This window comes from Bacteroides sp. AM37-9 (assembly GCF_003603455.1).
Taxonomy (GTDB): domain Bacteria; phylum Bacteroidota; class Bacteroidia; order Bacteroidales; family Bacteroidaceae; genus Bacteroides; species Bacteroides xylanisolvens.
Map to the genome: position 1 here is coordinate 186,407 of NZ_QTNF01000005.1, position 16,921 is coordinate 203,327.

General features: G+C 41.2%; 9 protein-coding genes. 1 reads left to right on the forward strand and 8 read right to left on the reverse strand.

Annotated elements, in window-relative coordinates; translation table 11 throughout:
• Positions 1-23 precede the first annotated feature (23 nt).
• From DW862_RS05665 to DW862_RS05680, 4 genes are all read right to left on the reverse strand, one after another.
• Positions 24-1,637, reverse strand: a complete 1,614-nt coding sequence (locus DW862_RS05665) for a SusD/RagB family nutrient-binding outer membrane lipoprotein (protein WP_225449719.1) — start codon at positions 1,635-1,637, stop codon at positions 24-26.
• 23 nt (positions 1,638-1,660) lie between these two features.
• Positions 1,661-4,954, reverse strand: a complete 3,294-nt coding sequence (locus tag DW862_RS05670) for a SusC/RagA family TonB-linked outer membrane protein (protein WP_120067437.1) — start codon at positions 4,952-4,954, stop codon at positions 1,661-1,663.
• Positions 4,955-5,208: 254 nt separating this feature from the next.
• Positions 5,209-6,129: a FecR family protein gene (locus DW862_RS05675; protein WP_120067456.1), complete on the reverse strand. Its 921-nt coding sequence runs from the start codon at positions 6,127-6,129 to the stop codon at positions 5,209-5,211.
• A 94-nt stretch (positions 6,130-6,223) separates the two neighbouring features.
• Positions 6,224-8,215 carry an SUMF1/EgtB/PvdO family nonheme iron enzyme gene (locus DW862_RS05680; protein WP_120067438.1) on the reverse strand — a complete coding sequence of 664 codons (1,992 nt, stop codon included), beginning with the start codon at positions 8,213-8,215 and terminating at the stop codon, positions 6,224-6,226.
• A 172-nt stretch (positions 8,216-8,387) separates the two neighbouring features.
• Here DW862_RS05680 and DW862_RS05685 point away from each other — a divergent pair, with 172 nt between their 5' ends.
• Positions 8,388-8,951, forward strand: a complete 564-nt coding sequence (locus DW862_RS05685) for an RNA polymerase sigma-70 factor (RefSeq protein ID WP_008021539.1) — start codon at positions 8,388-8,390, stop codon at positions 8,949-8,951.
• Positions 8,952-9,719: 768 nt separating this feature from the next.
• Here the strand turns inward: DW862_RS05685 and DW862_RS05690 are convergent.
• The 4 genes from DW862_RS05690 to menB all read right to left on the reverse strand — a co-directional run bounded on the left by DW862_RS05690 (position 9,720) and on the right by menB (position 16,921).
• Positions 9,720-10,811 (reverse strand): AMP-binding protein, encoded by a 1,092-nt coding sequence (locus DW862_RS05690; RefSeq protein ID WP_120067439.1) that lies wholly within the window; start codon positions 10,809-10,811, stop codon positions 9,720-9,722.
• Between the two features lies 1 nt (position 10,812).
• A complete protein-coding gene (locus DW862_RS05695; protein WP_120067440.1) occupies positions 10,813-14,847 on the reverse strand; it encodes a DEAD/DEAH box helicase in 4,035 nt (1,344 codons plus the stop codon).
• Between the two features lie 51 nt (positions 14,848-14,898).
• Positions 14,899-15,924, reverse strand: a complete 1,026-nt coding sequence (locus tag DW862_RS05700; RefSeq protein ID WP_008021533.1) for an o-succinylbenzoate synthase — start codon at positions 15,922-15,924, stop codon at positions 14,899-14,901.
• 172 nt (positions 15,925-16,096) lie between these two features.
• Positions 16,097-16,921: a 1,4-dihydroxy-2-naphthoyl-CoA synthase gene (gene menB, locus DW862_RS05705; protein WP_004310001.1), complete on the reverse strand. Its 825-nt coding sequence runs from the start codon at positions 16,919-16,921 to the stop codon at positions 16,097-16,099.

Here is a 16,921-nt window from a genome sequence, read left to right on the forward strand (position 1 = left end):
TTCTGCATTATTTAAGTAACCAATTATTTATTAGGCACATCCCACCACAATCTGACACCCGGGTTATCTACGCCACCTAAAAGTGTGATGCCTTTATCCAACTCTGTTCTATTCGTATTATATTCCGATTCCGGATAAGGTAATCTGCGGATTTGTATATTTGTGTCTACAGAACCTCCGGAACTTTCGTTCACAACAACCGGAAATACTTTCGGGTAACCGGTACGGCGGAACTCTGTCCATGCCTCTTGTCCCACCGGATAAAGAGCAATGTACTTTTGAGTAATGATTTGTTCCAGATTTGTTTTAAAATCTCCCGATTCATCCCAAGCGATAGAAACAGTCCCCAAAGCATCCATGGAATGAGATGATGTCACGGGATCCTCATAATTGGCAGGCACATATCCACCCGCCGCAGTTCTTGTCAGATACGCGTCAGCTCCTGATGCACCATGTTCATCAAAAGACATTCTTATTCCATCTTCATAATACTTTTTAGCATCAGCATTCGTTCCCCAACGCAAAGCATATTCCGCCAACAAGAAATATGATTCGGATGAACGCATCCACACTACATTGGAAGTAGCAGTTGCCTGTGGTTCGGCAAAGATTCCTGTTATATATTTATCCTTACTTACGTCCTTTGACATTCCGGCTCTTATACCCCGATATTTTCCACCCGTACCTGCCTCGAAGTAAGCAGAAAGTCGTGGATCCTGATAACCATTCATGTATGAATCCAGCGTCGCTCCCATACAAATATCATCCCATCCTTTCAGAATATACAGAGGACTTTCATAAGTCGCTATCGGAGTAATATGCTGAAGTTCTGCTAAATCAGACTTTACATTCATCAATCCATAACTATTGCCAATAGCCAGTTGGGCTTCACTTTTTGCCTTTGTTTCATCCACATAGGCAAGATGCAATGCAAGACGCAAACGAAGTGAATTGGCAAACTTTATCCAAGATGTAACATCACCGTTGAACACACAATCCCATGATGACAAAACTTTACTTCCGGATGCAGCATAACTATCCAAGTTATTGATAGCTCCATCCAATTCTTCAAAGAATCTGTAATAAACATCCTTTTGCGAATCATAAGGCACTTCTTTTGAAACTCCAAAATTCAAATAAGGAATAGGCCCATAGGTATCTGTCACACGGTGCATTGCCGCTACTTTCAGAATCTGCGCCATAGAAAACCGGGGATCTTCGTCATTGTTAATCGCTTTTCTTATTTCACGCCAGGCATTCATAGTCGTCAGGTAATTGGTAGTGAACATATCACCATACCAACTTCTTTTATCCCAATTGTAACGACCGGCAGAATTGATACTGGGAGCAGGAAAACCAAAATAGCCGACATAGCCATCTCCACCCATCACTTCCACAGTCTGATATCTGTCCGAACCGATATTAAGTCCCGGTTGTGCTACCACCAGTACGTTCTGCTCCATCTGTAAAAGAAGAGAACCTGTTCTCACATTATCCCAATCCGTCATCTCATCGGTTGCTTCATTAGGATTGGTATTGTACTCCAGAAAATTCTTCGTACAACCTACATTTATCATGATTACTCCAAGGAGTAAGTAGTAGTTCCTTACTTTAAAAAACTTACGTATGTTCATCATTATTTTTTTTAAAGGTTATCCAATTAGAAAGAAATCTTTGCAGAAAATCCCATCGATCTCAAACTCGGTTGCATGAAATAGTCCATACCCTGGTTATAAGTACCTGTGCTTGCGGTAGATTCCGGGTCAAATGGAGCCTTACAATACAGCATCCATAAATTACGCCCTACAAAGGACACATTCAATCCAGAAATCCATTTACACCATTTATTGATCGGAATATCATATCCCAATGTCAATTCTCCCAAACGAACATTCGTCATACTATATACATACATAGAACCTACATAACCTGTACCATTAGCTCCGATAGTCTGATACCATGTCTGGGCATCAATCATCTGACCGTTTACTTTCACGCCACCATTATCCCGCGCTTCTGCCGATGTCTTAGACACTCCATAATAGTCCATTACAGCTTGAGTGGCAGAAACTCCGATACCACCTACACGGGCATTCAACATAAATCCGAGACTGATTCCTTTCCAATTAAATTCATTTCTCCAGCTAAGAGTATATTTCGGATTGGTATTACCAGCATAGACATAATTATTCTTATCTGTTTCCAATGTACCCGTCATTGAATTCATCCAGATATGTCCATGCTCATCAGTTCTCATTGTATTCACATATACATCTCCCATAGAGCCCCCTACTGTTAGCCGCTGTTTGGCACCGCCTAACGAATAGACATCCATTTCGTCCAGATGTACTGTCACTCCCAACTCTTCATTTGTATATTCAGGGAGTAATTGGTCAATGCGGTTTCTGTTGAGCGACCATAGTAAAGTTGTTTTCCAATCTACAGGCCCTATATTCTGTTTAAAGCCAAGAGCTAACTCAATACCTTTATTCGTTACTTTACCTGCATTTACATATAATTTAGAATATCCGGTTGTTGTAGAAATTTCCGGACTGAAGAGCTGATTCTCCGTATATGTCTTATAAGCTGTCACGTCCAGTGTCAGTTTATTATCAAACAGACCTAAATTAAATCCTCCTTCCCATGAATGAGTTCTCTCCGGTTTAAGGTCTTTTATCGGGAAATAAGAAGTGGTATTCAATCCTCCCAACACTGCGTACGTAGTGATAGCCCTGAATCTTTCCGGTGCATTACCCACCTCACTATATGAAAGGCGAACCTTTGCATAAGAAAGAATGTTAGATTTCATTGTAAACATATTAGTCAGAATTGCTGAAGCACCGATAGAAGGATATAATATGGAAGAATGGTTTGTTCCTGCCAAAGCGGATATCCAGTCATTACGCAACGAACCGTCTACATAAACCATGCCCTTATATCCTAATGAGAATGTTCCGAATAAAGAATTGGTACGGTCGTGATAGTTCGTATTTTTATAGGTTAATTTACCGGAAACGTTCGCATTGTTAGAAGTAAACAGATTAGGAATGGTCAGTAATCCTCCTCCAAAATTAAGCTCCTTATAATCCAAATCCAATAAACTGGCACCTAAAGATGCTGTCAGATTCCATGTGTCGTGATAGAAATATTTATTGATATTCAACATGGCATCCGCATATATCTGACTGGTATTCTTGTTCGATTGCACGTATGCTCCTTTATCCGAGTTTTCAGCAATCACATTCAAAGTGGAAGCATACATTTTCTTTTCCGAGTTGATAGTTTCCTTATCCAGTTTCACGCGTCCGGAAACATTCAACCAATCTGTTATCGTATATTTTAGTAAACCGCTTGCCAGAAAACGGTCTTTCTTGTTGGTATACATATTCCGGTTCGTAATCCAGTAAGGATTCTGCATGGATAATCCATTTTCTTTCAATGGCCAAAACTGTGTTTTTATGTTACGGTCTACATCATATCGTTCATAATACTGATATTTCGAGAAATCATCACCGCGAGGAAATAAATAAACGGGAACCAATGGATTGGCATACTCTCCTTGCGACAACATATTCTGTTCCTTTACATTAGAATACATAAAACTTAAATCCATCGTCAGTTTATCATTCAGCATAGAGGTCGTGTTACGAACAGAGAAATTATATCTGTCCAAGTCATTATTCTGAATGATACCCCGGGCATTCACAGCACCTACGGATACATAGGTTTGATTTTTTTGTGTCCCTGTAGTCAGACTTACAGTGTTTGCTACATTGTAACCTGTCTGGAAAAAATCTTTAACTTCATAATCGGTAGGAGATGACAATTTAGATGCCCAACTATACCACTCTCCAGTTTCCGAACCATACGTATTCTGGAATTCCGGCAATCGGAATGGTGAATAGAAGGTTGAATTATTACTGTAAGTCAATCTGGTTTTATCTACAACCCCTTTCTTCGTTGTGATAAGTACCACACCATTGGCAGCAGCCGAACCGTATAGTGCAGCGGCGGCCGATCCGCTAAGTACTGAAATTGATTCTATATCATCAGCGTTGAAGTTAGCCAATCCGTCACCGGATTGTCCGGCACCCGTATACTGATCGTCAGGTTGTTCACCTGATATATTAGCCAAAGGAACTCCATCTACTACATATAGAGCGTTGTTATTACCGGATATAGACTTCGTACCACGCATTACCACACGGGCACCACCTCCAATACCGGATGAACTTGCATTGATATTCACACCCGCCACCTTACCGGCAAGACTGCTCATCACATTCATATCTTTCGCCTTTGCCACTTCGTCTCCGCCAATCTGCTGCACATTGTATGTCAAAGACTTAGTTTCTCGTTTAATGCCCAAAGCCGTTACAACAACCTCATTCAAGACTTTGGTATCTTCCGTCATCACAATGGAAAGCGATTTATTATCTGCAACCTTCACCTCTTGAGAAGCATATCCAATATAAGAGATCTCCAATACCGCTCCCTTTTTAGCTTGAATCTGAAAGTTTCCGTCGAAGTCTGTAATAGCACCGGTAGTTGTTCCTTTTACTTTCACATTCACTCCGATCAAAGGTTCTCCTTTTGTATCTTTCACTGTACCTTTTACCTGGATAGTCGGATCTTGCTCTGTTACATTCAATTTATTGGTAGACAAGATAATCTGCTTATCAACCACTGTATAAGTAATGTTGGTTCCTTTAAACACCTCATCAAGAATATCCAGTATCTTACCTGAATTGTTTCTCACAGAAACAATACGGTTCTTCTGAATTGTTTTATCATTATAAAGGAAAACATAGTCGGACGTCTCCTCTATTTTATTCAGTACCTGTTCTACAGATACATTGTTCATTGAAATGGCAACCCGCGTTCGCTGGGCATAACCATCTTCGGCAGAAAGTTGTAATACTACTGCGAAAAGTAGTGCTAGACTAATCCTCATAACTAAAGGAAGTTTTAGATTTAAAGCATATTTAGGACATAATGCTGTAAATGAATGATTTTTTTTCATACATTTGTGGCTAACTAAAGTTTATTACTAAATGAACTATGGTTTGATTCCGGCTAGTGTTTGCGAGACCTTGTACCGTGAATCTGGAAAATTCGGAGGAAGACAGCTGTTGGTAGCAGCTTTCTTCCTTTTTTCTTTTATTCTCTTGTGTTATTCCATGGGCTTTTATTTTAAGGGTTACTACTCTAATATAAATCTACTCTAATTTTAGTCTTTGATAATGTATCATCTGCCTGTTGTTGCGGTTCTTCAATTTTCCATTTTAAATCGGCAGACCTGGCCAGATAATCCAATATCTGCGACAGAGTTTCAGTCCGGAAAGTAGCCCGGTACTTATATTCTTTTCCAGACCTATTGTTAAACTGAATTTCTACATTAAAATGTCGTTCCAGACGCTTCAGGATTTCTTCCAATGAAGCATTTCTGAAAATTAGTTTTCCATCTTTCCAAGCTATCTTTCCATAGACATCCACTTTATTTTTTTTCGACTTTTGACTCTGTTTGTCGTAAAGCAACTGTTCTCCAGGAGCCAATACAATTGTTTCCTGATCGGGGGTTATCACATTTACCTTACCCTTTTCCAATACTGTTTCTATATAATTATCATCCTCATAAGCAGCTACATTAAATTTGGTACCATAAACATATACGCTCAAGCCATTCGGAGTATTTACATAGAAAGGACGATCTTTGTCTGCCTGCACTTCGAAATATGCTTCACCCTTCAACTCTACCAACCGGTTGTCTTTCTTGAAAGTGGTAGGATAACACAATGTACTACCTGCATTCAACCATACTACAGAATGATCCGGAAGTTCATAACGTATGACAGAACCGGTAGCGGTTACCACCTCTGCATATTTTTCGTCGGTTTCTGTTCCACTAAAATATAAATATCCCAAAACCAGAGAAGAGAGAAATAAAGGTATAGTCAGAAATGCTGCATAACGCATCAGTTGATTATACATGTTCTTTCTTCTATTAGTTTTTAGTTTGGCTTGTGCTTGATAATAGGCACCCAATACATCAATGGATTCCATTTCTTTAATATCATCTCCCAATGCTTGTGCTTTACGGAGCAATGATTCCGGACTCATATTTTCCATATTTTCTTTCAAAATCTTATCTTTTAATTGTAATTACACTTATAATACAACTGAAGTAATTGGAAAAGGACAGCAAAAACAAACTTTTTTTATTTTATTTTTCGAGCCATGCCAAATTGAAGCGGTAATGCAATCGGCTACTAAGGATATGAACCACATTATCAGGAGTTTGTGTTCCTGCAAGATAGCCACGTGGTTCAGCATGATTTTCATCCATTTCGAAATATCCCGTCCATGCTCCACCGTTTAAAAAGCGATATTCACCGTCCGTCAGTAGTTTTCTTACCGGCCATGTTTTTCCCTCATCGTAGGAAAGAGCCGCATACATGCCATATCCTTTCTTCACATTTCCATTTTTATCTTTAAATTCCAGACCACGTTCTTCCAAAGGCGTACGTTGCGGATGGTCTGTAAAAGACACCAATAATAAAGGGCCTTCATTCAGTCTCATTAAAACAAGACGCTGACCTCCGTCAATAGGAGGGAGTTCGCTTGCTACATATTTCCAGGTCTTTCCCATATCATCTGATATGCTCATTGGCATTCGGAGTTTTCCTTCTTTATTCCGTATGCTATTACCACGTCCCATAGCCATCAAACTTCCGTTCCCTAATTGTACAATTCCCGCATGGATACCTGCGATTGTACTTCCCGTTCCTCCTTCTTTGAAATCCGGCAAAGGAGCGCCATCCCAAGGATCGCACCATGTTTTTCCTCCATCTTTACTGATTTGAACAGCTGCCCCGTCATGACTGCCGGGACCCGCATCACAGGCTTGAACCAGCCATCCCTCACGTGTGCGAATCGTACCAGCTATTACCTGATGACGTTTGGTATGTTCGGGAGCTATCAGTTTAGGAGTGCTCCATGAAGCACCGTTATCTGTGCTGGTACGTAGTACCATTGCGAGATTCTGCCAGTCACCCGATGCTTCCATTCCATTGATATGATACAATTTTCCTTTTCCGTCATTGAGCAAAGCGCTTCCTGTCATATTCCGATCCGGAACTTTAAAGAATAAAGAAGCCACATCCCAATCAGTATGCCCGGCACGCAAGCGGGAACCGAGTACTACCATCCCTCTCCCATTCTCTTCATTTGCAGAAAACCATATTGCCAGCAAATCTCCATTATCACACCACGTAACTGCAGGCTGATGATTATGCAGATAAAATGGGGTATTCGAATCACATGCCGGACGTACCACAAATGGTATCGGAGGCAGAAACATCGGTGTGATAGCAGATACTTTTTTCCATTTTATAGATGTATTTTTTACAGATTCCTGATTGAACGGGACAGGGGCAGATGTTCCCGATACATTCAAACGAGTATCTGCTTCCACAATTCTAAATCCGGTTTGGGAATGTTTATCTTCCGGGAGCATAGCCAGTCGATTGGCACTTCGCAAGTATTTCTCCGGGGTGTGATGACTCCCTCCTCTAGTGACCCGAAACTCTCCTGCCAATGGTCCTGCCGGGTCTTTCTGCTTTTCTGCGGAATAAGAAGCATACCAATCCAAGCACCATTCTTCCACATTTCCATGCATATCATAAAGCCCGAATGTATTAGGAGGAGTCTGAGCTACTTTTAAAGATACCGGATCAAAGTCACGAACCACTTTTTGATTCCGATGATAAACTGCAGGTAACCCGTCTCCTGTGGAAAATAGTGTGTATGTGCCTGCCCGACAAGCATATTCCCATTCCGCTTCTGTTGGCAAACGATAGTTTTTGCCTTCTTTCCGGCTAAGCCATTCACAAAAGGCAACAGCATCGGAATAACTCACATTGACGACTGCTTCATCATCTTCCAGCGAAACACCGTTTTTTCCTCGTAATGCCCGATGTTCCGGACGGAATGACTCATATTGCGCATTCGTTATTTCAGTGATTCCCATACGAAACGGGCGAGAGATTACTACCTGATGGATAGGAGCCTCATCAAAATCTTCGCCTAATCCGTCACTTCCCATATAAAAACTTCCGGCAGGTATTTCAACCATCGGAATAAAAGACTTGGAAACTTCTTGAGGATGTATTGGCAAACAAAAGGTTATAGCCAATAAAAAAAACTTGTTTTTCATATTTTAATCCTGTTTATATATAATACAATCAACCTATATACAAAAGGACAGTCTTATCTGATTATTTTCCATTCATTAGGGGTGAAAGCAAAAAAAAGAATCGAAAATTAGGCTCTGATAATTATCTTATTATATATTGCAGCAAAATGAAAAACTACAGAATCTCTAAATAATGAAAATATCTTTTTCCAAACAAACTAAAGAACGGACTTTCAAACAACTTTATGAGGAATATTACGCCCCATTTTGTCTGTATGCAAAAAGGTTTGTTGATGATAAAGAAACACGTGAAGATATCGTTTCAGATGTATTTACTTCATTATGGGATAAGTTTGAAACTGAATCCTTTGACTTGCAATCGGACACGGCATTGGGATACATCAAGATGTGTGTAAAAAACAGTTGTCTGAATTTCCTGAAACACCAAGAATATGAATGGAGTTATGCCGAAAACATTCAAAAGAAAGCGCCTATCTATGAGACAGAGCCAGATAGTGTGTATACTCTCGATGAACTATACAGAATGTTGTACGAGACACTGAATAAGTTACCCGAAAACTATCGCACTGTTTTTATGAAAAGTTTCTTTGAAGGTAAAACACATGCAGAGATCGCAGAAGAAATGAATCTTAGCGTGAAATCTATCAACCGATACAAACAAAAGACGATGGAACTTTTGAGGAATGAATTGAAAGACTATATGCCATTACTCCTTCTATTATTACCTTATCAATAAGTTTATTTTTTTATTGTCAATTGTCATATTGTCTATTAGTAAGTAAACTCCAAACTATTAATAGATAACTTCCTTCCTATTAAGACCAAACTTTCTTTGCATTAGTTACAAAGTTATATTTGCCTAACAACAAACTATAAATGCAAGCTTTGTTTTTATAAACGCAAGTTGCAATTATAAAAACAAAGGTTACATTTATAAAAATGAAAGCTTCGTTTATAGTTTATAATAAGCAGAATATAAGTTTGCAAGCCATACAAAAGAAGTTTAGGCGTAACAGAGTGGAAGTTTTCTATTAATAGCCTAGAGTTTATCTATTAGTATATTATGAGGGAGCATCTACAATAGTTCGTTAAACTTCAAATTAACAGATAAAAGTAGGTCACCTCCGGATTTCTTAAGATGAAGGTATCTGACATCTGAATGTGTATGAACCTGAATAAACTTACCCAATATCTTGATAGCTTATAATGAGGTGAAGGGGTGAAGGATTATTTATCCTAGATTCACAGATTTCTATCACCGTAGTCGTCTGATTTATAACAATTCAAACAAGTGTGAAACCTATGAACCTTCGATATGAGCATCATAGTTATGTTGTTCTCAACAAACTGGAAAATGGTGTTTGATGCGTTTAGAAGAAGTATGAGATGAGCCCCGGCTCTCTTATTGAACCAACCAGCGACCGATATTACGGGTTTCTTTGTCGAAGTCCACACCTATCTTTACCAATTTGCGGTGGTCGACGGTATAACATTCACTTTCAAACTACGATAATAACCGTTCCGCCAAATCACGGCAACCCGCACGATTCATCTTCCCATTACCCGCCTGCGGTATACAGTCTGTATATAAAACGTATTTAGGACGATGATAAGGTTCTAATATACTCTGTAGTTTGTCTTCTATTTCTTCTATGTCCGGCTGCCCTTCCAGCAACAAAGTCACCGCCTGCCCCAAACGTTGATCCGGTACGGAAGTGATGACAAACGGCACGGGAATATACGGGCGAAGGATTTTTTCTATTTCCTCTGCCTGGATTTTTATTCCGCCGCTATTGATGACATTGTCTTTCCGACCGAGAATAGTAAAACTTCCATCGGGATAGATATGCGCAATGTCATTGGTTTGCAAAATATCATCGCATACCAAAGGGGCTTTAATGACCAATGTATTTTCAGAAGATAAAGACAGTTCCACAGAAGCAAAAGGGTAATAGCGTTCGGAAGCTAATACCCCATTCAGACGGCGGAGAGCAATATGAGACAACGTTTCGGTCATGCCATAAGTAGAATAGATAGCACCCGGAAGATTTCTGATTTCTGCTTCCAAAGCCTCATCGATTGCTCCACCACCGATTATCAGAACATCCGTTTGTCGCAACCGTTCTTTTTCTTCAGGCACCTGCAGGGTATTATAAACTTGCAGAGGAACCATTGCCGCAAATCTCAAAGGCTGTTTCATATCCGCTAACGGATGACCGGAAGCGGGACGTATAATCAGATTCAAACCTGCAACCAAAGAGCGTACGACTACCATCATAGCTCCGATATAACGGAGATTCATGCATAACAAAGCAGTGTCTCCTATTTGCAAATTCAGAAATTCGCAGGTCAGACGTGCGCTTTGCATCATTTTATCCTTGCTAATCCTTATCTTTTTCGGTTTTCCGGTAGATCCCGAAGTATGAACTGTCATCCAAGGAGATTCGGTAAACCACTCTTGCAGGAAGTCATACAACATCTGCCCTGTAGAAGAATCGGATGCTCCTACCGCCTTTGTTTTCAACAAATGCAAATCATTGGCTGTATATCGTACTCCTTCAAGCAGAAGCGATTGCTTTTCTCTCTCAAATTCCATTTTATTGAATGCCTCCTCGCAACAGTTCCAACATTTCTTCTTTAGTCAATTTATGCGCCATATTGCTTCCATCCAGTAGAGAATCCGCCAATGATTTCTTACTTTGATGCAGCGTGACAATCTTCTCTTCAATCGTATTGGAAGCTATCAGCCGATAGATGGTGACAGGGCGAGTTTGACCGATACGGTAAACACGGTCTGAAGCTTGGTCTTCGACAGCAGGATTCCACCATGGATCCAAATGAATCACATAATCGGCGGCTGTCAGGTTCAGCCCTGTACCTCCCGCTTTGAGACTAATCAAAAACAGGTGTCCCTCTCCTTGTTGAAACCGACTGACCTGTTTTTCACGCTCATTTACAGACATCGTTCCATCCAAATAAAGATAGGAAATACCCTGCAAATCAAGTTCTTTGCGAATCAAAGCCAGATGAGACGTGAACTGGCTGAATACTAACGCACGGTGCTGATTGCCGATAAGTTCATCTACCAAATCCATAAATACTTTTGTCTTGGATGAGTCAATTTTCAGCTTATCATTGATCAAAGCCGGATGACAGGCCGCCTGACGTAAACGAGTGATTTCCGCCAATGCCTGCATAGCCCCCAACGAACTTTCCTCGATATTAGCAACAGCCTGCTGACGGAGATTCTCATACAAAGCCATTTCCTCGGAAGACAGTTCTACCTTCTGCACTATTTCTGTTTTCTGCGGCAGTTCGTCCAAAACCTCATTTTTGGTACGTCGAAGCAGAAAAGGTTGCAGCACTCTCTTTAATTGTTTTTGCCGTTGCTTATCTCCGTTTTTCTCAATGGGCAGAATAAACTTTTCATTAAAATGCGGAAATGTCCCCAGTAAACCGGGATTGGCAAACTGAAATAAGTTCCAGATTTCACTTAGATGGTTCTGTATGGGAGTTCCGGTCAACAACAAACGGAATTCACCGTTGAGTTGCATCGCCGCCTTGGACATTTTGGTGTCTTTATTCTTAATTGTATGGGCTTCGTCCAGCAGGATGACATTCCACTGCTTCTTGCTCAACAATACAACCTCCGCATTCAGCAATCCATAAGTAGTAAGCAATATATCATAATCACCTGTCTCCTGTATCATTTGCTCCCGATCACCGCAGCTGTCATGTAGCACCCGGCAAGTAAGCGAAGGAGCAAAACGGTTGATTTCACTCTGCCAGTTAAGCAATACGGATGCAGGAGCGACAACCAAAGAAGCACCTTTCTTCCCTCTGCTGAGCATCAGAGCAATGGCTTGTATCGTTTTTCCCAATCCCATATCATCCGCCAGACAAGCACCGGCTCCCCAATACGCCAATCGTGATAACCACCGGAATCCATCCATCTGATAATCACGCAATTCAGCCTGTAACGTGGCAGGTACGATGAACCGGACATTTTCTGCCTGTTCTATTTTTTGCTGTAGTTCCTTAAACTTATGGTCTTTTTTCAGCAGGATTCCCTGTTGTTCCATATCAGCAAGCAAAGTGGCATTAAAGCTGGAAACTTTCAGACTTTTATCATTCAGCAGGATAGAATCAAGTTCTTGCAACTTCCGACGTAACTGATTGCTTAATGCGATGAAATCAGAGTCATTCAACGCTATAAAACGCCCCCTGCTTTCACGGGTTTTCCGCAAAAGTTCGGAAATCTTCATCCGGACTCCGTCTTCTATCTCCAACTCTCCATCTATCTCGAACCAGTATCCTACCCCTTTCATAGAAAGCTTCAGTTGTGGAAAATCCGCAATGCCCTTTATAGACAATTTAGCACCCTCCGGCCACTCGGTACGCGACACATCTGACAGCTCGCGAAGCTCTTCTATCAGATCCAGACATTGATAGTAATCTGCAAAGTAAGCCGTATCCGTAGCCATAAAGTCTCCGCTGACCCGTTGAAGTAGCTGGTTGACTATCACATAATTTTCTTTTTCTTTCTTCAAATTGCGTACCGCCTGCACACGTTCGCCCTTCATTGTTCCAATCACGCTTCCCACTCCCTCACCGGCTTTGCAATAAGGCGGCTGTTCGATGAAAGGTTTTACAAAAAGTTCCACCTTGATTCCGTCTCCTACGGGCAACAGCTGAACGGTTATCAATGAATCTCCTTTTATTTGCTTGAGGTTTTCTTTATTGCGTACCAAGTCCGAATGTATCGTCACGTTTCTTCCCAATTTCCCCAACACGTCCGCCAACTGGTCTTTAGCTTTTAACGGAAAGCGGGAGGATTGTTTGAAGAGTTCCAATATGGCACGCTGTTCCGAGGTCAGTTCTACAATCCGATAGAGCTGATCATTCTCCTTATTTAAAATAGTATTCGAACTTCCCAACTGTTTCACATTACTGCTCACCTGATAACCGTCTTTCAGTTGAGTAACCACCAACTGTAGTTCTTCTTTCGTAATTACAATAGGAATATCCGGATTTCTCTCCATATACACAAATGGATAACCCGCCAAAAGAGATAACGCCTTGGGTCCGCTCAACTCATAAATGTCTCCTATAGAATATCCGGCATTAAAGTACTTGACACATGCCGCAAGGCTCTTGTCTAGTTCGCTCATCCCTTCTACTGCGTTCTGCTGGAAAGTAGCCAAAGCTATATTCCTCCCTCCCGTCCAGGTTATTCCGTCTTTCGACTTTTGAAGTCGGGGAATGATCTGACCATAATTCGTTATATGATATACAATGCGTGACCGAGCTATGTTATCAGCGGCTCCTTTCGCTACTTCTCTGGTTTCCTGATTCCGAACCAGCTCCGCTAATCTGTCCAACGCAATTTCCCAAGGTTCCTGTTTAGCATAAGAAGGAAGCAGGGGAGCCACTCCCATCTCTTCCCTCAATTGCGCATTTTTAGAAATAAAAGCCTGAAAGTCGCATGAATATTCTAACTGCAATGCTTTAAAACGATCGTTTTCAAGCAGTTTCTCAATAGGGCGATTGTCTATATAGATTTTCTCATTCAGCTTATAATGTTCGAGAAGTAAATACAATAATGCTTTTACCATATTCGATTGCAGGTCATAGTTCCGCTCTATCCATAAGACTAATTCTTTAGTATCTCTTCCTAAAGCAATCAAAAGCATCAGATAAGCCGGCAGCCATTGCCTTTCTTCACGAATCCGTTTCTTTGTCACTAATCCGCTCATCTTTTTCTTTGAAGCCTCACTACCCTCGCGCATTAATGCTATGACATACGTTAACGAATAGAAAGGCGTATCAAAAAGATAGGTACTTTCTATATCTTTGAGAGCTTGCCGATATATTTTAAGTGCCTCTGAATAATTTCCATGATATTGGGCATAAAGCGCATGGGCGCATAAACCATCCACAGAGCGGGACGTTACATTCTCCGGGATTTCATTGATACGACCAGACAATACATATTCATAAAATGAATAAACTTCCCGAAAATACGCTTTAACGGAAGTAGGCATTGATTGATTCCTTAGATATAGATTTTCAACAAAAAGCTCGTCTATTTCTTCCAGCCAGTAATTCCAACGATTGGCATATCCATCGATAATACAATATAAAACACCGACAGAAAGTTTACTGTATAAATCTCGCCATTCGGTAGAATATGCCATTTCACGAAATAGAGGCAGTGTCAATTCGTCTACCGGCCAATGCGTTATTATATCATTATCCAATTCCTTCGTCGCAGCCCATTGTAACATCGCATTACACAATGTTCTCGCTTGCAGCTCAATATATCCGGGGAGAGATTGTTCTTTTTCAAATTCTTCAAACGATTCATTTCGCATCAGCCATAAATACCGGAGATGGATGCCGGGCAGCAACCGACATCTTTTATTCCCGAAATAATGCAGGTTTGAAACGATTTCTATCTCGCCATTCTCTTGCATTGACTTCAGCAACTTAGTAGCCTTGGCAGGGCTAAATCCCATCTTACAGAGTTTCTTCAATGCATCGTTATATAGCAATGGAAGCATGTTCCAAGCCATATATTTTAAGAAAAGGGTTTTAATCTCTTTGTCTTTATCAGCAGCTAATATTGCCATCTTTTTTAGTTCTATGTTTTGTCGTTACCAGTCGATTATCCTTTAACACCATCATTTACAAAACCACAGGCAATCTTTTCTTATTTCAAGAGGCACTTCCACGTTGTCTGTAAAGAGCGCCCCTGTTCCCAGTCCCTGTGGCAACGGATTGCTGAATGTTGCACACCACTGGGCAATGGCGTTTAGCCCAATGTTTGATTCCAGAGCGGAAGTTATCCACCAGCCGATCTGTTGTTTTTCAGCTTCGGTAATCCATTCGTCTCCTCCGCATATTCCTCCATGAAGAGAAGGTTTAATAACGATATATTGCGGACGAATTGTTGAAAGCAGCTCCTGTTTCCTTTCCAGCGTATTGCATCCTATCAGTTCTTCATCCAAAGCAATCGCTAATGGAGATTCGGCAGCAAGCCGAGCCATTTCCTCCCATTGTCCGGCACAGATTGGCTGTTCGATAGAATGTAAATCAAACTCGGACAGACGTTTCAGTTTTTCCATTGCGTCCACGGGTGAGAAAGCACCATTTGCATCTACACGCAACTCTATTTCTTTAGAAGAGAAATGCGTACGAATATGGCGCAACAATGTCAGTTCTTCTTCGAAATTGATGGCACCTATCTTTAACTTGATACAACGAAATCCGGCTTCCATCTTTTTCTCAATCTGGGATAACATGTTCTGAAAATCTCCCATCCAAATAAGGCCGTTAATCGGAATACCAACTTCTCCACGTGAGAAAGCCGTATCACATAAAGCCCAGTTTCCTGCAAAGAAATGCCGGATGGCCGTTTCCAGACCAAATAAAATTGAAGGATAGTCACACAAGCCATCCATATCCAATCTGCCTTGTTCCCTCTCTACTTTCCGGCAGACTTTCACTAATATATCTTCGTAATCAGGAAGATCGTCACAACTTAAAGCGGGCAAAGGTGCACACTCCCCTATTCCCACTCTGCCAGGGAAGTCAGGAGAGGTAAAATGAAGATACCAAACTTTACGCGTAGTATATGTTCCTCTGGAAGTCCCGGCAGGTTGCTTGAAATGGAGCAATCGGGGAATAATTTCTATTTTACAATTCATCGTGAATAATTTTTCAATTCACCACAGAATAACACAGAGCCTCACGAAGTTTTAATAAGTTATATCTCTTGCAGTTCTCCTACCATTCTCTCCTCCACAGTCTTGCTTTGCAGAAAATCGGGCTTAAACGCAGGAAAAGCAAACTCTGTGGTACTCTGTGGCAAAGCCGATTTTAAGGGAATTTCGGATATTGTTTGAAGTTCGGTTTACGTTTCTCCAGAAACGCATTCTTGCCTTCCTGTGCTTCATCAGTCAGGTAATAGAGCAACGTTGCGTCACCTGCCAATTCCTGAATACCTGCCTGACCATCCAGTTCGGCATTCAATCCTGCTTTAATCATGCGCAAAGCCAACGGACTAAGCAACATCATTTCTTCCGCCCACTGTACATATTCGTCCTCCAACTGCTCCAAGGGAACTACTTTATTCACTAATCCCATATCCAATGCTTCTTGTGCATTATACTTCCGGCAAAGGAACCAGATTTCGCGTGCTTTCTTCTGACCGACCACACGTGCCAGATAAGACGCACCGAATCCGGCATCAAAGCTACCTACACGAGGACCCGTCTGACCGAAAATAGCATTTTCCGACGCAATGGACAAATCACATACCACATGAAGCACATGTCCGCCACCAATAGCAAAACCGTTCACGGCAGCAATCACCGGTTTCGGGATGCTGCGAATCTGCTTTTGCACATCCAATACACTAAGACGAGGCACACCGTCTTTTCCGATATATCCGCCACGTCCTTTCACATTCTGGTCGCCGCCCGAACAAAATGCCTTATCACCGGCTCCGGTAATCACAATCACATCAATATCCGCTTCTTCACGGCAGATGCGCAATGCGTCACTCATTTCAGCAGTAGTTGTCGGAGTAAACGCATTCCGATAGCGTTCACGGTTGATCGTGATACGGGCAATTCCATTATAATAATCAAAAAGAATATCGTCGTATTCTCTGATGGTTGTCCACTCTCTTTGTGTTGACAT